Below are 18,663 nucleotides of genomic sequence, written 5' to 3'. Positions count from 1 at the left end.
TGGTAACATTAGCCTCTTTTTTTAAGGAGCCTGAGATGACTAAGCAGCCCGAAGACTGGCTCGACGACGTTCCCGGTGATGACATCGAAGACGAAGACGATGAAATTATCTGGGTCAGTAAAAGTGAAATTAAACGTGATGCCGAGGAGCTAAAACGCCTTGGCGCAGAAATTGTTGATCTGGGGAAAAACGCGCTGGATAAGATCCCGTTAGACGCGGATCTGCGCGCGGCTATTGAGCTCGCCCAGCGTATTAAGATGGAAGGTCGCCGCCGCCAGTTGCAGCTCATCGGTAAGATGCTGCGCCAGCGCGACGTAGAACCGATCCGTCAGGCGCTGGATAAGCTGAAAAACCGCCACAACCAGCAAGTGGTGTTGTTCCATAAACTGGAAAACCTGCGCGATCGTCTGATCGAGCAAGGTGATGACGCCATCGCTGAAGTATTGAATCTGTGGCCCGATGCCGATCGTCAGCAACTGCGTACTCTGATCCGCAACGCGAAGAAAGAGAAAGAAGGGAATAAGCCGCCGAAATCCGCGCGCCAGATTTTCCAGTATCTGCGTGAGTTAGCGGAAAACGAAGGGTAATTTTCGTTGTTGATGTGAGTATGGTTTGCCGGATGCGGTGCACCTGTAGGCCTGATAAGACGCATCAAGCGTCGCATCAGGCTCTATGCTCAAATGCCGGATGCGGCGTGAACGCCTTATCCGGCCTACACACACTATATCAGGCTGAGGCCGAATTACTGCGCGGCTTCCGCTTTCTTCGCTAGCCCATCCAGCAGTTTCTGATGAATTCCACCAAAACCGCCGTTGCTCATCACCAGAATATGGTCGCCAGGCTGAGCGGTTTTCACCACCATATCTGCCAGCGTATCCACATCGCCACTCCAGTGTGCAGGCTGAACGCAGGCTTCTGCCACTTCTGCGACCTGCCACGGAATATGCGCCGGTTGCAGCAGGAAGACTTCATCGGCACGACCTAATGAAGGTGCCAGATCGTCTTTGCAGATCCCCATTTTCATGGTGTTTGAGCGCGGTTCCAGCACGGCAATAATGCGCGCCGTACCGCCAACTTTGCCGCGCAGCGCCGCCAGCGTTGCCAGAATCGCCGTCGGGTGATGGGCAAAATCGTCATACACCGTCACGCCATTTGCTTCTCCGCGCAACTCCAGACGACGACGAGCGTTAATAAACGAACCCAGCGCGTTAGCAGCATCTGCCGGCGCTACGCCAACATGACGGGCCGCCGCAATCGCCATCAGGCCGTTGTGCATATTATGTTCGCCCACCAGCGACCATTTCACTTCGCCCACTTTTTCGCCATCCAGCAAGACTTCCCATTCGGAAGCGTCAGTGGTCAGCTTTTTCGCCTGCCAGTGCCCCTGCTCGCCCACCAGCTCCTGCTCGCTCCAGCAGCCCATCGCCATGGTCTGTTTCAGGTTGATGTCGTTTTCAGGCCAGATAATACGCCCCTGCCCCGGAACGATACGCACCAGATGGTGGAACTGTTTCTGGATCGCTTTCAGGTCGTCAAAGATATCGGCATGATCGAACTCAAGGTTGTTGAGGATCAGCGTACGCGGGCAGTAATGGACAAATTTAGAGCGTTTGTCGAAGAAGGCGCAGTCATACTCATCCGCTTCGATAACAAAGAAGTCGCTTTCGCCTAAACGTGCCGAAACGTCAAAGTTCCCCGGAACACCGCCGATCACAAAACCCGGTTTATAGCCACACTGTTCCAGAATCCAGGTCGCCATTCCCGCCGTGGTGGTTTTGCCGTGTGTACCGGCAACGGCCAACACCCAGCGGTCACGCAGCACAAAATCGTGCAGCCACTGCGGGCCAGACATATAAGGGATGTTTTTTTCCAGTACCGCTTCCACACACGGATTTCCACGGGTCATGGCGTTGCCAATGATCACCAGATCCGGCTGCGGGTCGAGCTGGCTGGCATCGTAACCCTGAATCAGTTCAATGCCTTGCTTCTCAAGTAAGGTGCTCATCGGCGGATACACATTGGCGTCCGAACCCGTTACTTCATGGCCTAACTGGCGCGCCAGCATCGCCAGACCGCCCATAAATGTGCCACAAATTCCTAAAATATGAATGCGCATACGTCACTATCCTTTTTTAATCTGCCGCTCATTTTACGCATATGTCGGGCAAGTGAGAAACGCATTTCAGGATAATGCGTAATTTGCTGGCGCGATTCACCTGAGCGCGACATTGAGATTATTTGTTAAGATTGTTGCGGTCGCTTTACTCCATAAACATTGCAGGGAAAGTTTTATGAAAACGTTAGGTGAATTTATTGTCGAAAAGCAGCACGAGTTTTCTCATGCTACCGGTGAGCTCACTGCTTTGCTGTCGGCAATAAAACTGGGCGCCAAGATTATCCATCGCGATATCAACAAAGCAGGACTGGTTGATATCCTGGGTGCCAGCGGTGCTGAGAACGTGCAGGGCGAGGTTCAGCAGAAACTCGACTTGTTCGCTAATGAAAAACTGAAAGCCGCACTTAAAGCACGCGATATCGTTGCGGGCATTGCCTCTGAAGAAGAAGATGAGATTGTCGTCTTTGAAGGCTGTGAACACGCAAAATACGTGGTGCTGATGGACCCACTGGATGGCTCGTCCAACATCGATGTTAACGTCTCTGTCGGTACCATTTTCTCCATTTACCGCCGTGTTACCCCTGTCGGTACGCCGGTAACGGAAGAAGACTTCCTCCAGCCTGGTAACAAACAGGTTGCGGCAGGTTACGTGGTATACGGCTCCTCTACCATGTTGGTTTACACCACCGGATGCGGTGTTCACGCCTTTACTTACGATCCTTCGCTTGGCGTTTTCTGCCTGTGCCAGGAACGGATGCGCTTCCCGGAGAAAGGCAAAACCTACTCCATCAACGAAGGGAACTACATTAAGTTTCCAAACGGGGTGAAGAAGTACATTAAATTCTGCCAGGAAGAAGATAAGTCCACCAACCGTCCATATACCTCACGTTATATCGGTTCTCTGGTCGCAGATTTCCACCGTAACCTGCTGAAAGGTGGGATTTATCTCTACCCAAGCACCGCCAGCCACCCGGACGGTAAACTGCGTTTGCTGTATGAGTGCAACCCGATGGCATTCCTGGCGGAACAAGCGGGCGGTAAAGCGAGTGATGGCAAAGAGCGTATTCTGGATATCATCCCGGAAACCCTGCACCAGCGCCGTTCATTCTTTGTCGGCAACGACCATATGGTTGAAGATGTCGAACGCTTTATCCGTGAGTTCCCGGACGCGTAATCTCCTGCGCCTCTCCATACGGAGAGGCGTTTTTATCGCTGCGCAATATTGACTCTTGTCACTGGCGAACTCTGGCGATTCTCCCACAGCACCGTTAATCCACGCTGTAAGGCAATAAAAATGAACAGCAAAATGCCGATGGCGATTTTCGTCCACCAGGAACTCAGCGTGCCGTCAAAGTTTATATAAGTCTGAATTAGCCCTTGAATCGCCACGCCAAAAAGCGTCCCTAATACCGTTCCAACGCCACCGCTCAAAAGTGTACCGCCAATCACCACCGACGCGATAGCGTCCAGTTCCACACCTACGCCCGCCAACGCATATCCAGCCTGGGTATAAATCGAGAAGACTATCCCCGCCAGTGTTGCCAGCCCGGTGGAGAGCATATAAATGCGAATAGTGGTGCTGCGAGTGGAAATCCCCATCAGGTTCGCCGACGTCGCGTTGCCACCAATGGCATATACCTGATTACCAAAACGGGTACGATGCGCGAGGAATATGCCGATAACTACCACCGCCAGCATCAGTAACCCCATCGCACTTAAGCGACCACCACCAGGGATTTTCCATGCAAGGCTTGAGAGCGTGTCATAAATGGGATGGTTTATCGGGATCGATTCTTCCGAAACGAGATAGCTGACGCCGCGCAAAAAGAACATTCCTGCCAGGGTAATGATGAACGCGGGGATCTTCAGCGCGTCGATCAGAAGCCCCATAAATGCACCGAAGGCACAGCCCATCACCAGCACCAGTGGAAACGCCAGCAGCGGCGAGAGGCCGAAATCGCCAATCACTTTTGCCAGAAACACGCCGGTAAAGGCGATCACCGAACCGACGGAGAGATCGATCCCACCGGAGAGGATCACAAAGGTCATGCCAACGGCGATGATCCCAAGAAAAGCGTTATCGGTCAGGATATTGCAGATCACCCGCGTGGAAGCAAAACCGGGAAACTGTGTTAAACAATAGAAATAGCCCAACACAAAGACGCCGATGGTGATCATCAGTGGCAAGTTACGTTTTATCACGGCTACGCACTCCTTTAATCAGACTGATAAAGCGTTGCGACTGAACAATCAGCACGCAAAGCACCACCACTGCTTTCACCACCTGGTTCATCTCCGGCGGGAAGCCCGAAAGTAAAATTCCGGTGTTCATTCCCTGAATAATCAGCGCCCCTACCACCGAGAGCAGCAGGTTAAAGCGCCCGCCCATCAGCGATCCGCCACCGATGACCACCGCAAGAATGGCGTCCAGCTCCAACCATAACCCGGCATTATTGGCATCGGCACCGCGAATATCCGCCGCCACGATAATGCCTGCAATCGCCGCACACAGCCCGCTCAATACGTAGGTGAGCATGACGATGATTCGTGTGTTGACTCCGGCATTTTTTGCCGCCCGAATGTTGATGCCAACGGCTTCAATAAACATCCCCAGCGCCGTTTTGCGGGTCAACAGCCAGAAGAAAAGAAGCGTCAGCACCGCGATAATGACCGGCGTTGGCAGGAACAATAGCGATCCGCTGCCGAACCATGAGAGATCCGGCGAGTTGAACGTGACGATCTGCCCAGAGGTGATCAATTGCGCCACACCTCGTCCAGCGACCATTAGGATCAAAGTGGCAACAAACGGCTGAATTTTGAGGATCGCCACCAGTATGCCGTTCCACAATCCAGCCAGAATTCCAGTACCTAACGCACTGAGCAGCACAATCGGTACGCTAAATCCCGCTACCGTCATCGCGGCGGTGGTTGCTCCGGCAATAGCCATTACCGCCCCCACGGAGAGATCAATGCCACCGGTGGCGATCACCAGCGTCATGCCAATCGCCAATAGCGCTACGGGGGCAGCGCGATTAAGAATGTCGATGGGGCTACCGAACAGGCGGCCATCCTGAAGCACTACCTGCCAGAAATGCGGTGCCACCAGGCTGTCGACCACCAGCACCAACAACAGCGCCACCAACTGCGGCATCCCCGTCGGCCAGCGAAAGCGCTTTTTCGACGGTGCGGTGTCCGGGAGAGATTGAGGCATCACACTGTTCTCCTTACGCCGCAATGGCGTTCATGATCGCCGGAACGGAAAGCTCTGCCAGCGGGATCACCGCCACCTGTTTGCGATCGCGCATGATAATCACCCGATCGGCATAGCCCACCAGCTCTTCCAGTTCGGAAGAGATCACCAGCAGCGCCAGACCATCGGCGCACAGCGTTTCAATCAGGCGAATAATCTCGGCATGGGCGCCAACGTCAATGCCACGCGTTGGCTCATCGAGGATCAGAAACTGCGGACGAGTCAGCAGCCAGCGTGAGAGCAACACTTTTTGCTGATTGCCGCCGGAGAGAAATTCAATCGGTTGTTCGGTGGAAGGAGTACGAATGCCCAGCTGACGGATAAAACGTTCGGCAATCTCTTGCTGTTCTTTACGGGAAATCGGCCGTAGCCAGCCGCGCTGGGCCTGGAGAGCGAGGATGATATTTTCCCGCACTGAGGCGGCGGCGATGATGCCATCAGTTTTCCTGTCTTCCGGGCAAAAGCCGATGCCCAGTACCGAAGCCTGATGTGGCGATCGTAGCGTTTGCGGTTTGCCTTTGATCAGCGCCGTGCCGCTATCGGCTGGTTTGATGCCGAAGATCACTTCAGCGGTTTCTGTCCGCCCTGATCCCAGCAAACCTGCCAGCCCGACGATCTCACCAGGACGTACTTCCAGATCAAACGGCGCGATCGTTCCTTTCTTGCCGTAATCTTTAAATGCGGCAACAGGATTGTCACTCAGCAATGTTCTTCCGGCACGCTGTAGCGCATGGGTATCCAGCTCGCGCCCCAGCATCATTTTCACCAGTTCGATTTGTGGTAGCTCACGAGTTTCCCGACAGCCAACGAAACTGCCGTTGCGTAAGACGGTGATCCGATCGCTGACCTGATAAACCTGATCGAGAAAGTGAGTGACGAAGATCAAGCTGACACCGCGATCGCGAAGCTGGCGCATCAGGCCAAACAGCAACTCTACTTCTTGGGTATCGAGGCTGGCGGTAGGTTCATCGAGGATTAACACTTTGGCGGAGAGATCGATAGCCCGACAAATAGCGACGATTTGCTGCATCGCCACTGAAAAGCGGTTGAGCGGTTCACGCACATCGAGGGAGAAACCATACGATGCCATCAGTTTGGTAGCGCGCTTTTCCATCTCTTTACGGCGTAGAAGGCCGAAACGTTTGGGTTCGCGACCTATGAATAGATTATCAGCGACCGACATATTGGGTAGCAGGTTGACTTCCTGATAGACGGTGCCGATGCCGAGTTGTTGTGCGTGGGCGGTATTTTTCGGTGAGATAGTCTGGCCTTCCAGCCAGATGGTGCCACGATCGGCGTGGTAGACACCGGTTAATGCTTTGATTAGCGTTGATTTTCCCGCCCCGTTTTCACCGAGCAGCGCCATGATTTCACCACGGCGCAGGCTGAAATCAACGTTGTCTAACGCTTTGACGCCGGGGAAAAATTTACTTAATCCTTCGGTGCGGAGGATTTCCTGGTGTTGGTTAGTATTCATAGTTTCCCCCGTAGTAAAGCGTGCGCCAGATAAGACACAACAGCGTCGCATCAGGCATCTCGCACAACCGCCGGATGCGGCGTGAATGCCTTATCCGGCGGCCCACAAGTCGGCATCAGGCATTGATGCCCCTCAATACCCCATATTTTTCTTCTTCTCTAACTCTTCTTTTGCGGTATCAGGCAGGTAAAGGGTGGATTTGGTCAGCGTCAGCTTTTCAGGCAGGGTGCCGTCTTTTTTGTATTTCTCCAGCGCGTCAAAAGCAGGGCCTGCCATATTCGGCGTCAGTTCAACGCTGGCGTTCGCTTCGCCATCAATCATCGCTTTGTAGATGTCCGGCACACCGTCAATGGAACCCGTGAGGATATCTTTGCCCGGTTTCAGGCCCGCTTCTTTAATTGCCTGAATTGCACCAATCACCATGTCATCGTTATGGGCGTAAACCATGCAGATGTTTTTGCCGTTGTTTTCCGCTTTGATAAAGCTCTCCATCACTTCTTTGCCTTTACTACGGGTAAAGTCACCTGACTGCGAGCGGATAATTTTGATATTTGGCGCATTCTTAATGGCTTCGGCAAAGCCTTTCTTACGGTCAATGGCGACGCTGGCCCCAACGGTGCCCTGCAGCTCCACCACGTTGCATGGTTTGCCATTCACTTCTTTTACCAGCCAGTCACCGATCAATTTGCCTTCGAGGATGTTGTCGGCAGTGACGGTGGTCATATAGAGAGATTTGTCTTTCACATCGATGGAACGGTCAAGCAAGAAGACCGGGATTTCGGCATCTTTCGCCTCTTTTAATACCGGTTCCCAACCAGTCGCCACCACCGGAGCGATAAAGATCGCATCCACCCCTTGTGCAACGAAGGAACGTACCGCTTTAATCTGGTTTTCCTGCTTTTGCTGACCATCGGCAATTTTCAACGTAATTCCGCGCTTTTCGGCTTCACTTTTCGCCACATTGGTTTCTGCGGCGCGCCAGCCGGATTCCGATCCGACCTGCGAAAATCCAACGGTTAATGGAGCAGCCAACGCCATAGACGACATGGCTGCCGAGACTGCAGAGACTACAAGTAAGCGTTTCCACATAGGGTTGTCCTCGTCGGGGTAATTATTATTGGTGAAAAGATGTTCGCGAAAAAACTATAGACAATTCGTTATGTAACGGATTGCGTTACATCACACTTCAAAAAAGTAAATAAAACGTTAATCACAAGTTTGTAATCGCTTTCATCTCACTATGAAAAATGCGGCTACGGTTATGGATTTTCCTGCTCTGTAAACCTTCTTAAAACTGGCGAAAAAGGAAAATGAAGACGAAAACAAGCGAAGACATTCGGCGCGAGTTGGCTATAATACTCGGCACTTGTTTGCCACATATTTTTAAAGGAAACAGACATGAGCTTACTCAACGTCCCTGCGGGTAAAGATCTGCCGGAAGACATCTACGTTGTTATTGAGATCCCGGCTAACGCAGATCCGATCAAATACGAAATCGACAAAGAGAGCGGCGCACTGTTCGTTGACCGCTTCATGTCCACCGCGATGTTCTATCCGTGCAACTACGGTTACATCAACCACACCCTGTCTCTGGACGGTGACCCGGTTGACGTACTGGTCCCGACTCCGTACCCGCTGCAGCCAGGTTCTGTGATTCGCTGCCGTCCGGTTGGCGTTCTGAAAATGACCGACGAAGCTGGTGAAGATGCGAAACTGATTGCTGTTCCGCACACCAAGCTGAGCAAAGAATACGATCACATCAAAGACGTTAACGATCTGCCTGAACTGCTGAAAGCACAGATCGCTCACTTCTTCGAGCACTACAAAGACCTCGAAAAAGGCAAGTGGGTGAAAGTTGAAGGCTGGGAAAACGCAGAAGCCGCTAAAGCTGAAATCGTTGCCTCCTTCGAGCGCGCAAAGAATAAATAAGTTCTTCTAGTGCCATAACCCTGAACGCCGGGCTTCGGTTAGTAAGGGTTTTTTATGCCCGCGATAAATAAACTCTCTATTCCCCTATCATTATTCTCAGCGCTTGCAAGGCTTGAACGGTAAGAACAAGCAAACACGACCACCATTTTGCTGTTCATAGCCGCTTGCTGGAAATTAGCCGACCTCACTCATTCTCACCGTTCAAAGCATGCCCCCGTTTTACCCCTACGTAATTGTGAACGCCAGCAGAGTTTTTTATGCGTTTACGGATATGGAAAGCGGCTCGGAGAGAAAAGCTAAAGATAGGGAAGTTACAAAAAAAATCGCGAGATACATCGCATAAAACAACGCCACCCAAAGGTGGCGTGCTTTTATTATTACTTATCCCTGTCTAACCAGTCGCCGCTTTCAATTAGCTTTAATCCATCGACGGGTCGTTGATAAACGTACATCCATGCACTCCCGTACGGCGTCTGAATCAACTGGCGCGCGTATTCACCGCCCCTGGTGCGCAAGGCATCAAGTTCGGCCAGCGTGGCGTTGTCAATACGATAAACTTCACCGTGTACTGTTCCGTTCCCCGGAACTGCGCCTGGATAGTGGCCCAGGCTATACAACTGGTAGTTATCGATACTGAAATCACCCAGTAACTGGGCATTGGTCATCCAGTGACTGTTGCCTTGTTTGTGGCGTAAACTGCCGTAGACAAATATTCGCATTGCTAAAACTCGAACTGATAGAGCAAATCCAGTGCCTGGTCTACACCAGACACGGCTTCCAGATATAGCTTAGGCATCAGGCGATAACGTAACGTGAGTGTTGCTATTGAGTCAAATATACCCACGCCGTATTTCACTTGCAGACCTGGCAATACATAGCCGCTGACCACCACCTGGGAGGAGTCGCCTACTCCCTCTGTGTCGAGCGCTAAATTGCTTACGCCAAACGTCTCGCCGATTTTACCCACAATCTGACCACTTTGTGCAACCCCCAGACCAATCAGCATTGAGGTCATCGCCGCACTGTCACTCTGATCGCTCTCCAACCCTTGTCCACGTAGCAGGTAGGAAAGCGCGGCCTGTTGCGACATGGCCGGGTCAGAGAAGATCTCCGCTTTCGGTTCGTCCGCCAGACCAGTGACGCGAACTCCGGCGATTACGTCGTCTTCTGTAGCATCCGGGTTACGAATAGCTTCGATATTAAGATACGGTTGATCCGGCGGACCAGAGAACAGTAGCTCACCCTTACGCACAATCAGATCCTGACCATAGGCATGGAAGCGACCTTCAGGGATGTTGATCTGCCCGTTCAGGCCCAGCCCTTGTTTATCCTGTACGACGTTAAGATCGCCCGTCAGCCGCGCTTTCAGGCCAAAGGCGTCAATGCGCACATTGTTGCCAACGTGGACAATCAGGTTGCTGTTAATCGGAATCGACGCCGTTTTCGGCTCTTCCGGTTGCAGGTTATCGTTAAGCATCACCACATCGCTGGAGACACCCACCGCGCTTTCCGGCAGATCGTGCACTACGATGCGCGCCCACGGGACATCCACGCGACCATCAAGGGTAAACAGGTTTGGTGTAGCCTCGAATACAACATCTGGTGATACATCCATTCGTACCATCGGCGGCACGGTGATACGCACTTTACTGCCCTTCGCTGTTACCCGCGACCGCCAGTTTTCAATCTGGCTCCAGTCGGCGTCGCCGTTCAGGTAGATCTCACCCTGCTGGGTCCGCACGGTACCGGCAAGAGTCGAGCGCATACCGTTAAAGTTGACCGCAAGCTGGCTCGGCTGCATATCAAACGGCATAAAGTTGCCGTCGATATCCACCCCCGTAACCTGGAGCTGCCCAAACAACTGCGGGCTTTGTACATCACCACCCAGACGTAAGTTGGCACTCACCATCCCCGCTGCTTTTTCCCCACGGGTAAAGATGGGGTTTATCATCGCAAGGTTGAAGTTACGGATATTGACGTTGCCACCAAGATTACGGCGGCCTTGCGGATCGGTCACCTGCACCTGTCCATCAAACTGGCCGTTATTGGTCAGGCGAATGGTCCAGCCCAATTCGGCACGGTTGTTACGTAACTCCGCCGTCAGATTCAGCGTCTGAAACGCCACGGGCAGCGCCGCATCGTTGACGGTTTGCGTTACCTGCACGTTACGCCCCGAAAGGGTGATACTGCCCTGCGGCAGTCCCTCTTTGGTGGTGTCCCAGGCGACATCCGCTTTACCCGTGAAGATACCGCTGGCCTGAGTGGTTTCTGGCATAAACGGTTTCAGCATGGCCAGGTCGAAGCGGTTGAGATTCACCACCGCACGCCCTTCAGCCCCGGCATCAATGGTTTGTGGCACGCACAGTTCTGCATTCGGGTTAAGCCAGCAGTGTGGCCCGATGCTGATTTTTTGCTCCTGATTGCGGTAATCCAGCGCAATATCGCGGGTCAGCGACCACGGACCGACCGGCGTCTGGAAGCGGGTATTGCTAAGTGTTCCCTTCCAGCGTTCTTCTTTGCGATCAAAACTGCCTGCCAGATTAAGCTGCCCGGAAACCGGCTCACCCTGAATCCGCAACTGTAACTCATGCTGCTTTTCACTACCTTTTGCATTCAGGGTGACGAGGTTGATATTCACATCCGGCTGCGAGATTTGCTCAACGCGCACGTCGAGTTTACCCGCAATCTGGTCGGTGGATTTGATATCACCTTCTACGCGAACCTGCGCCACGGAAAGTTCCTGCCAGCGCAGACCGCGCGCGGTGATATCGGCCAGCAGCTGCGGTGCTTCCACCGTGCCGCGTACTTTCACCAACCCTTTCGCTGTACCACCCAGTCCTGGTAGCGCATTATCCAGCCCCGGCGCGTTGATGGTGGCATCAAGATTGAGATCTTTTACCCCCAGTTCACCTTTCACTTCGGCACTGTTTGGCCCCAGTTCCAGATGCAACCCAGGGATGGTCCACTGCATGTAACTGTTGCCTTTTAGTGTACCGTCAACATTCACTTTGTTCTGTTTGACGTTACCGGTCAGCTTCAACTCCGGCACGTCCATCTGCCAGGTGCCGCCATACAGACTACCGCGCGTTTTAATCAAACCATTGAGTTTCGACGGCCACTCCGGGAACTCTTTCGCGGTGTTAATGCCATTAAGCGTTAACTCACCGCGCCAGCTAATTGCCTGCTGCCAGTCGAGCAACACCTTGAGTTCAGTTTTCCCTTCCAGCGCCGCGACGGTAAGTTTGTCGAGATTGACCTGCTGTTCATTACCTTTGGCATCAAGGGTAATGGTGGCTGGCGGGATCTCCTGTCCCTTCACTGCCGTGCGCATAGAGAGCGTGTAATCGGTCATTTTACCGGTGAGTTTCAGTTTCAGATCATCCGCCTGATATTGCTTCTCACCAGTGAACGGCCAGTAAAGCTGTTTGCTGTTCACTTCCACGTTGAGCGGCAATCCAGCTTCTGCCAGCCGCGTCTGGGCGCGCAGATCCATATCTACCGGGCCAGAAAGGTTAACGCCTATCTCCAGCTGTTCGCGCAGCGCACCACCCACTTTCAGCTTCACCTTTTCGCCTTTCAGCGGCTCCACGTTCAGTGTGCTGTTGAGGGTGATATCCACCGGCCAGTTGTCTGATAGCTGCGCCGTGCCGCTGGCGTTGACGATCCCTTGATTGGAATCGATATCCAGGGCGTCCAGTTTGGTATTACCGTCGATGCTGCTCACTTTCAGCAGCATGGTGCTCACGGTGATGTCCGTGTCGCCTGTCACGCGCAACTGCTCGCCCTTAAACTCTTCAATATTCAGGTTGAGCGGCAAATGCACGTCGGTCATTTCCGGCAATACCGGGCGAGAAAAGAGATCTTTCAGCGTTTCGCCGAGCGGTTTTTCATCCGGCTGCGGATTTTCAATCTTCGGTTCGACCACCTCTTCCTGCGCCACTTCCGCCACTTTCGGCAAAGCAATCAACAGGCCTTTCAGCGACGTCGGTTTCAGGGTCAGGGTTTTCTCCTGCCAGTTCAGGCCGGAGGTGAAGTCCATCACCGATACCGTGGTGTCATCAATCTTGATGTTGACGTTATCCAGCGCCACCCGCGTCAGGGTGATGGGATACGGCGTGGAGAGATCCAGCGGCCCGCTATCTTCCTCTTCTTCAACCTGTTCAGAAGGGGGCATTTTTTTACTGTCGATGTTGACCTGAATGTCTTTCAGCGCCAGGTCATTAATACAAACGCTACTGTTCCACAGACAATCCAGCCCGACCGCCAGATGGAGATTGCCCGCTTTTACCGCCACGCCTGGCTGCTCATAACGAACGTCAGACAAGGTGAGATCGCGCCAGCCGCCGGTGACCTTGCCAATATCCAGCCCCGGCACCCAGCGATCCGCCGCTTTAAATACCAGATGCAGGCCGCTGGTGGTGCCCACCAGAAACGCCACCGCTCCCAGCAACAGTAAGATAACGATAACCACGCCGAGGCTGATTTTTTTCCATAAACTCATAATTCTGGCCCCAGACCGATGTAAAACTGTAACCCGTGCTCGTCTTTATCTGCGACCGGTACGGCAAAATCGAGTTTGATTGGCCCGACCGGCGATTCCCAGCGCACGCCAACCCCAGTACCGGTTTTAAAGTCGCTACGGCGAATATCGCTTACCGCTTCGCCACTATCGACAAACACCGCGCCCCACCATTTTCCGGTCACGTTGTACTGGTACTCCAGCGATCCGGTTATCAACTTCGATGCCCCTTTCAGGTCACCGTTGGCGTATTTCGGGGCGATAGATTTGTATTTGTAGCCACGAATACTGCGGTCGCCCCCGGCGAAGAAACGCAGATCCGGCGGTACTTTGTCGAAATCACCCGTTTCAATCCAGCCCAGCGTGCCGCGTGTCACAAAACGATGGCGATCGTACAGTGTGCGGATCCAGACGTTCTGCGCCTGGAAAACGGAGAAATCGACATCCGAGCCCCAGGCCGTGTTGGAGTAGTCGATAGAGTAACGTTGCGAGTCGCCCCAGGTTGGCATCAGGCCACCACGAGAACGCGTGCGGCTAATCATCACCCCCGGATAAAACAGCATCGTGGTGTTGGTAATTTCACCCTGGGTAAAGTGGTCGAGACTCCAGCGCAGGTTAATGGCACGCTGCCAGCCGCTGGAAAGATCCCAGTAGCGAGAAGCCACCAGCGTCGTGGAGTCAGACTCGGTATCGTTCAGGTCAGTGCGCTTAAAACCGCCCTGCACCAAATAATATTGTTCCAGCGGGTTCTTCAGCAGCGGCATTTTATAGCTGAAGTCGAGGATCTGTTCCGGCGCGGAAATACTGGTACTGGTGGTCAGACTGTGACCGTAAGAGTTCATCCATGGTTTTTTCCACGTCGCTTTCACGCGCGGTCCCACGTCTGTAGAGTAACCGACCCCGGTTTCGATGGTGTTTTCTGTGCGCGGCGAAACCACGCCCGTCAACGGTAATACTTTCGTTTCGCGCGCTTTATCAAATTGTGGTGCAACCACCACCGAGTTAAACCAGCCGGTAGCAGAAAGTCGGCGGTTCAGTTCCGCGAGATCTTTCGACTCGTACTCATCGCCCTCTTTAAACGGCACCAGATTTTGCAAGTATTCATCGCGGATTTGTGATCCTTCAAAGGTCACATGCCCAAAGCGGTAACGTTCGCCACTGTTATAATCAATATCCCAGAAGGCTTTATGCAGGCCGAGCGCAATGCCCAGCTGCGCTTTGGTAAATTCGCTATCGAAATAACCTTTACGCAACGCAATGCTGGTTAAGGACTTTTTGAAATTTTCATAATCGCCCTGGTTCAGTACCGTACCAATAGCCGGGCGAGTATCGAGCAATTTCAAATAGTCTTTATCGGTCCGCGCGCCGCCGCGCAATACCACATCGGTGCCGCCAATTAACACCGGCACGCCTGGCGTGACTTTGGCGATCAATACCTGCCGCCCTTTCTTTGGCGGTGGACGGAGATCAAATTCAATGGTCGGCTGGTAATAACCCAGCGCTTTCAGACCTTCGCGGATGGCATCATCGACGCGTGCGCGAAAGCGACGGTCTGGCGTCACTTCATCACTTTCAATTGTTGAAAGCTGTGCACGAACGTTCTTTTCCAGTTGTCCCGATAACCCTTCGACCTGTAGACGGACGTTCGCGGCGACGGCAGATCCGCTTAAGCAGAGTAAGCTTACACAGCATAACTGTCGGATATAGCGCACATTTTCTCCTGAATATCCTTTATTCCTGCCCCTGGAACGCCGTTAAACGGCTTAACAAAAATCCAGTAATATGGATTAAAAAGCAGACTAAACCCCAAATATTTCTTATGTTTTACTTTAGACCTATTCACGGTGGTTATTGTGTGCAAATACGTCTCTTGTTACAACCTTAACCCCAATGACCGATTTTCGGGAGAGCGACACCATGAGTTTATTTGATAAAAAGCATCTGGTTTCCCCCGCCGATGCCCTGCCTGGACGTAACACCCCGATGCCCGTAGCCACGCTGCATGCGGTCAATGGTCACTCAATGACCAATGTACCTGACGGAATGGAGATTGCCATTTTTGCGATGGGTTGTTTCTGGGGTGTGGAGCGTCTGTTCTGGCAGTTACCCGGCGTTTACAGCACCGCCGCAGGTTACACCGGCGGATATACGCCAAACCCCACTTATCGGGAAGTGTGCTCCGGTGATACTGGTCATGCCGAAGCGGTGCGCATTGTTTACGATCCTTCCGTCATCAGCTATGAGCAGTTGCTACAAGTATTTTGGGAGAATCACGATCCCGCCCAGGGAATGCGTCAGGGCAATGACCACGGCACGCAGTATCGTTCAGCGATTTATCCGCTGACCCCAGAACAGGATGCCGCCGCTCGTGCCAGTCTGGAGCGTTTTCAGGCGGCGATGCTTGCCGCCGATGACGATCGTCACATCACCACGGAAATCGCTAACGCCTCACCATTTTATTATGCCGAAGATGACCACCAGCAATATCTGCATAAAAACCCATATGGTTACTGTGGAATTGGCGGAATTGGCGTCTGTCTGCCGCCGGAAGCATAGCGTTACGGTTACAAATTCAGATTGTTGATAAAGTGAGCTTTGTTTATGCCGGATGCGGCGTAAACGCCTTGCCAGGTCTACAAAATCCTCAAAATTCAATGTATTGCAGAGACTTCGTAGGCCTGAACAGCATAGCGCATCAGGCAGTTTTGCATTTATCAGTCGTCTGAATTTTAACCCTCTGGCGACTTTACAGTACCTTACGCTATACTAGCCACTGAAAATGCCGGTTCACTTTCTTCGAATCGGCTTTCAATGTGTATTTCACACAAATTAATCAACTTCCCCTTCCGAGGATCTGGCCTGAAAGGTCGGATAAGATATGTTAAACAGTATTTTTGTCATACTCTGCTTGATCGCTGTAAGTGCGTTCTTCTCGATGTCCGAGATCTCACTTGCCGCTTCACGCAAAATCAAACTAAAACTGCTGGCTGATGAAGGCAATATAAATGCCCAACGCGTTCTGAATATGCAAGAAAATCCTGGCATGTTCTTTACCGTGGTACAAATCGGTCTTAACGCAGTGGCGATTCTCGGCGGTATTGTCGGTGATGCGGCGTTTTCTCCAGCTTTTCACAGCCTGTTCTCCCGCTATATGTCGGCGGAACTCTCTGAGCAACTGAGCTTTATTCTCTCTTTCTCGTTAGTAACTGGCATGTTTATCCTGTTTGCGGATTTAACTCCGAAACGCATCGGTATGATTGCGCCAGAAGCGGTGGCTTTGCGTATCATCAACCCGATGCGCTTCTGCCTGTACGTTTGCACCCCGCTGGTGTGGTTCTTCAACGGCCTGGCGAACATGATCTTCCGTATTTTCAAACTGCCAATGGTACGTAAAGATGACATCACTTCTGATGACATCTACGCGGTAGTGGAAGCCGGTGCGCTGGCGGGCGTGTTACGTAAACAGGAACACGAGCTGATTGAAAACGTCTTTGAACTAGAATCCCGTACCGTTCCGTCTTCAATGACACCGCGTGAAAACGTGATTTGGTTTGATCTCCACGAAGATGAGCAAAGTCTGAAGAATAAGGTGGCGGAACATCCGCACTCTAAGTTCCTCGTCTGTAATGAAGATATTGACCACATCATCGGCTATGTCGATTCTAAAGACCTGCTGAACCGCGTGCTGGCTAACCAAAGCCTGGCACTGAACAGCGGCGTACAAATTCGCAACACGCTGATTGTGCCGGATACATTAACCCTTTCAGAGGCATTGGAAAGTTTTAAAACTGCGGGTGAAGACTTCGCGGTGATCATGAACGAGTACGCGCTGGTCGTTGGGATCATCACCCTCAACGACGTAATGACCACACTAATGGGCGATCTGGTCGGTCAGGGACTGGAAGAGCAGATTGTCGCCCGTGATGAGAACTCATGGTTGATTGATGGCGGCACCCCGATTGACGACGTAATGCGTGTGCTGGATATTGATGAGTTCCCGCAGTCAGGCAACTACGAAACCATCGGCGGCTTTATGATGTTTATGCTGCGTAAAATCCCGAAACGCACCGACTCGGTGAAATTCGCCGGCTACAAATTTGAAGTGGTGGATATCGATAACTACCGCATCGACCAGTTGCTGGTAACGCGGATCGACAGCAAGGCCACCGCCCTTTCGCCCAAACTGCCTGACGTTAAAGATAAAGAAGAAAACGTCGCGTAACCCCAAGAAACATCAACGGCTCCTGAATCAGGAGCCGTCTTATTTACTGCATAGCACTTTGGTTAAGCCATCTCTGTTTGCAGACGCATAACCTGACGGTTAACTTCGGACATCACTGACAAATGCAGCTTATCCTTCACTTTTGGGATAAGAATCTTACCCTTATCAAATTCAAAAGCGCCAACGTCCTTGATGTATAACCGTCCACGGAACAGGATCTTTACGTACTTCGCCACCTGCAGTGGGTTGTACCGTTGGAAAATTTTCATTGTTATCTCCTGCTGAGTATTACGCCTTTGCGGTGCCACAATCGGCCCAACTATTATGAGGCGCAAATTTTAATGCTTAGTGACTATAGACTATCCGGGTAATGTTTCCACCGCGTATAACTTTTTTTACCTAAAGGTTACAATTATTCAGAATTATCTTTTTACCGAAGCGCGGTCTTCAGTATAAGCATTCATTTTTCATATGATTTGTGCGCTTGACCGCAAACTGGCATCACACTTGCGGGAAATTCGATAAATAGCACATATGATTAAAAGTCAGACCCCAAGTGGTCGGATCACCTGCATATCATAAGAAGGATACACCATGACCCTACGTAAGATTCTGGCACTCACCTGCCTGCTGTTGCCGATGATGGCTTCCGCACATCAGTTTGAAACCGGTCAACGAGTGCCACCGATAGGCATTACCGATCGGGGCGAGTTGGTGCTTGATAAAGATCAGTTTAGCTACAAAACCTGGAACAGCGCGCAGTTAGTGGGAAAAGTGCGAGTACTGCAACATATTGCTGGTCGCACCTCTGCAAAAGAGAAAAACGCGACGCTGATTGAAGCGATTAAATCAGCAAAGTTACCGCACGATCGTTACCAGACCACCACCATTGTGAACACCGACGACGCGATTCCGGGTTCTGGCATGTTTGTGCGCAGCAGTCTGGAGAGTAATAAAAAGCTTTATCCCTGGTCGCAGTTTATTGTCGATAGCAATGGCATCGCGCGCGGTGCCTGGCAGCTGGATGAAGAAAGTTCCGCTGTAGCGGTGCTGGGCAAAGACGGTCGAGTGCAATGGGCCAAAGACGGTGCGCTCACTCAGGAAGAGGTGCAGCAAGTGATGAACCTGCTGCAAAAGTTGCTCAAATAAT

15 protein-coding genes are annotated in these 18,663 nt (G+C 52.1%); 6 read left to right on the top strand and 9 right to left on the bottom strand.

Annotation, left to right across the window (positions count from 1 at the left end):
* Positions 1–35 precede the first annotated feature (35 nt).
* Entirely contained in the window at positions 36–587 is a 552-nt protein-coding gene (gene yjgA, locus BEB54_RS14425; RefSeq protein ID WP_000166277.1) for a ribosome biogenesis factor YjgA, read from the top strand.
* A gap of 155 nt (positions 588–742) precedes the next feature.
* Here yjgA and mpl read toward each other — a convergent pair whose 3' ends face one another.
* Positions 743–2,116 (bottom strand): UDP-N-acetylmuramate:L-alanyl-gamma-D-glutamyl-meso-diaminopimelate ligase, encoded by a 1,374-nt coding sequence (mpl, locus tag BEB54_RS14420; protein WP_001219783.1) that lies wholly within the window; start codon positions 2,114–2,116, stop codon positions 743–745.
* A 175-nt stretch (positions 2,117–2,291) separates the two neighbouring features.
* Here mpl and fbp point away from each other — a divergent pair, with 175 nt between their 5' ends.
* Positions 2,292–3,290 carry a class 1 fructose-bisphosphatase gene (gene fbp / locus BEB54_RS14415; protein ID WP_000853753.1) on the top strand — a complete coding sequence of 333 codons (999 nt, stop codon included), beginning with the start codon at positions 2,292–2,294 and terminating at the stop codon, positions 3,288–3,290.
* 32 nt (positions 3,291–3,322) lie between these two features.
* On the opposite strand, the gene yjfF is transcribed toward fbp, so the two are convergent.
* The 4 genes from yjfF to ytfQ form a co-directional block, all read right to left on the bottom strand.
* On the bottom strand, positions 3,323–4,318 hold the full coding sequence (gene yjfF / locus BEB54_RS14410) for a galactofuranose ABC transporter, permease protein YjfF (protein WP_000595980.1): 996 nt from the start codon (positions 4,316–4,318) through the stop codon (positions 3,323–3,325).
* Entirely contained in the window at positions 4,305–5,327 is a 1,023-nt protein-coding gene (gene ytfT / locus BEB54_RS14405) for a galactofuranose ABC transporter, ATP-binding protein YtfT (protein ID WP_088144804.1), read from the bottom strand. Before ytfT ends, yjfF begins: the two co-directional genes overlap by 14 nt.
* Before the next feature lie 13 nt (positions 5,328–5,340).
* On the bottom strand, positions 5,341–6,843 hold the full coding sequence (gene ytfR, locus BEB54_RS14400) for a galactofuranose ABC transporter, ATP-binding protein YtfR (protein WP_088144805.1): 1,503 nt from the start codon (positions 6,841–6,843) through the stop codon (positions 5,341–5,343).
* Positions 6,844–6,975: 132 nt separating this feature from the next.
* Entirely contained in the window at positions 6,976–7,932 is a 957-nt protein-coding gene (gene ytfQ, locus BEB54_RS14395) for a galactofuranose ABC transporter substrate-binding protein YtfQ (protein WP_000265930.1), read from the bottom strand.
* 309 nt (positions 7,933–8,241) lie between these two features.
* Here ytfQ and ppa point away from each other — a divergent pair, with 309 nt between their 5' ends.
* On the top strand, positions 8,242–8,772 hold the full coding sequence (gene ppa / locus BEB54_RS14390) for an inorganic diphosphatase (RefSeq protein ID WP_000055072.1): 531 nt from the start codon (positions 8,242–8,244) through the stop codon (positions 8,770–8,772).
* Positions 8,773–9,149: 377 nt separating this feature from the next.
* Here the strand turns inward: ppa and BEB54_RS14385 are convergent, their stop codons facing one another.
* Genes BEB54_RS14385 through tamA form a run of 3 tightly spaced genes read right to left on the bottom strand, consistent with a single transcriptional unit; the run spans position 9,150 to position 15,003 of the window.
* Positions 9,150–9,491 (bottom strand): gamma-glutamylcyclotransferase family protein, encoded by a 342-nt coding sequence (locus tag BEB54_RS14385; RefSeq protein ID WP_001219160.1) that lies wholly within the window; start codon positions 9,489–9,491, stop codon positions 9,150–9,152.
* 2 nt (positions 9,492–9,493) lie between these two features.
* Positions 9,494–13,273, bottom strand: coding sequence for an autotransporter assembly complex protein TamB (gene tamB, locus BEB54_RS14380; protein ID WP_088144806.1), 3,780 nt, complete (start codon positions 13,271–13,273; stop codon positions 9,494–9,496).
* Entirely contained in the window at positions 13,270–15,003 is a 1,734-nt protein-coding gene (tamA, locus tag BEB54_RS14375) for an autotransporter assembly complex protein TamA (protein ID WP_001269316.1), read from the bottom strand. Before tamA ends, tamB begins: the two co-directional genes overlap by 4 nt.
* A 205-nt stretch (positions 15,004–15,208) precedes the next feature.
* On the opposite strand from tamA, the gene msrA reads away from it, so the two are divergent.
* Positions 15,209–15,847, top strand: a complete 639-nt coding sequence (gene msrA / locus BEB54_RS14365) for a peptide-methionine (S)-S-oxide reductase MsrA (RefSeq protein ID WP_001355104.1) — start codon at positions 15,209–15,211, stop codon at positions 15,845–15,847.
* Between the two features lie 322 nt (positions 15,848–16,169).
* Positions 16,170–17,513, top strand: a complete 1,344-nt coding sequence (locus BEB54_RS14360; RefSeq protein ID WP_000934983.1) for a hemolysin family protein — start codon at positions 16,170–16,172, stop codon at positions 17,511–17,513.
* Between the two features lie 62 nt (positions 17,514–17,575).
* Here BEB54_RS14360 and BEB54_RS14355 read toward each other — a convergent pair whose 3' ends face one another.
* Positions 17,576–17,782, bottom strand: coding sequence for a DUF1107 domain-containing protein (locus BEB54_RS14355; RefSeq protein ID WP_000689228.1), 207 nt, complete (start codon positions 17,780–17,782; stop codon positions 17,576–17,578).
* Between the two features lie 325 nt (positions 17,783–18,107).
* Here BEB54_RS14355 and BEB54_RS14350 point away from each other — a divergent pair, with 325 nt between their 5' ends.
* The gene (locus BEB54_RS14350) at positions 18,108–18,662 is read left to right on the top strand and encodes a YtfJ family protein (RefSeq protein WP_088144807.1); all 555 of its coding nucleotides are present in this window, start codon (positions 18,108–18,110) and stop codon (positions 18,660–18,662) included.
* The last annotated feature ends 1 nt before the right edge of the window (position 18,663 follow it).

This window comes from Escherichia sp. MOD1-EC6021 (genome assembly GCF_002965245.1).
In the GTDB taxonomy this organism is placed as follows: domain Bacteria; phylum Pseudomonadota; class Gammaproteobacteria; order Enterobacterales; family Enterobacteriaceae; genus Escherichia; species Escherichia coli_F.
The sequence above is the reverse complement of the archived record's forward strand: the minus strand, read 5'-3'. Positions and strand labels throughout refer to the sequence as shown.

Bases quoted from the DNA above. Each gene is read 5' to 3' on its own strand.
- yjgA (WP_000166277.1), top strand. From the start codon at position 36: ATGACTAAGCAGCCCGAAGACTGGCTCGACGACGTTCCCGGTGATGAC.
- mpl (WP_001219783.1), bottom strand. From the start codon at position 2,116: ATGCGCATTCATATTTTAGGAATTTGTGGCACATTTATGGGCGGTCTG.
- fbp (WP_000853753.1), top strand. From the start codon at position 2,292: ATGAAAACGTTAGGTGAATTTATTGTCGAAAAGCAGCACGAGTTTTCT.
- ytfT (WP_088144804.1), bottom strand. From the start codon at position 5,327: ATGCCTCAATCTCTCCCGGACACCGCACCGTCGAAAAAGCGCTTTCGC.
- ytfR (WP_088144805.1), bottom strand. From the start codon at position 6,843: ATGAATACTAACCAACACCAGGAAATCCTCCGCACCGAAGGATTAAGT.
- ytfQ (WP_000265930.1), bottom strand. From the start codon at position 7,932: ATGTGGAAACGCTTACTTGTAGTCTCTGCAGTCTCGGCAGCCATGTCG.
- ppa (WP_000055072.1), top strand. From the start codon at position 8,242: ATGAGCTTACTCAACGTCCCTGCGGGTAAAGATCTGCCGGAAGACATC.
- BEB54_RS14385 (WP_001219160.1), bottom strand. From the start codon at position 9,491: ATGCGAATATTTGTCTACGGCAGTTTACGCCACAAACAAGGCAACAGT.
- tamB (WP_088144806.1), bottom strand. From the start codon at position 13,273: ATGAGTTTATGGAAAAAAATCAGCCTCGGCGTGGTTATCGTTATCTTA.
- msrA (WP_001355104.1), top strand. From the start codon at position 15,209: ATGAGTTTATTTGATAAAAAGCATCTGGTTTCCCCCGCCGATGCCCTG.
- BEB54_RS14360 (WP_000934983.1), top strand. From the start codon at position 16,170: ATGTTAAACAGTATTTTTGTCATACTCTGCTTGATCGCTGTAAGTGCG.
- BEB54_RS14355 (WP_000689228.1), bottom strand. From the start codon at position 17,782: ATGAAAATTTTCCAACGGTACAACCCACTGCAGGTGGCGAAGTACGTA.
- BEB54_RS14350 (WP_088144807.1), top strand. From the start codon at position 18,108: ATGACCCTACGTAAGATTCTGGCACTCACCTGCCTGCTGTTGCCGATG.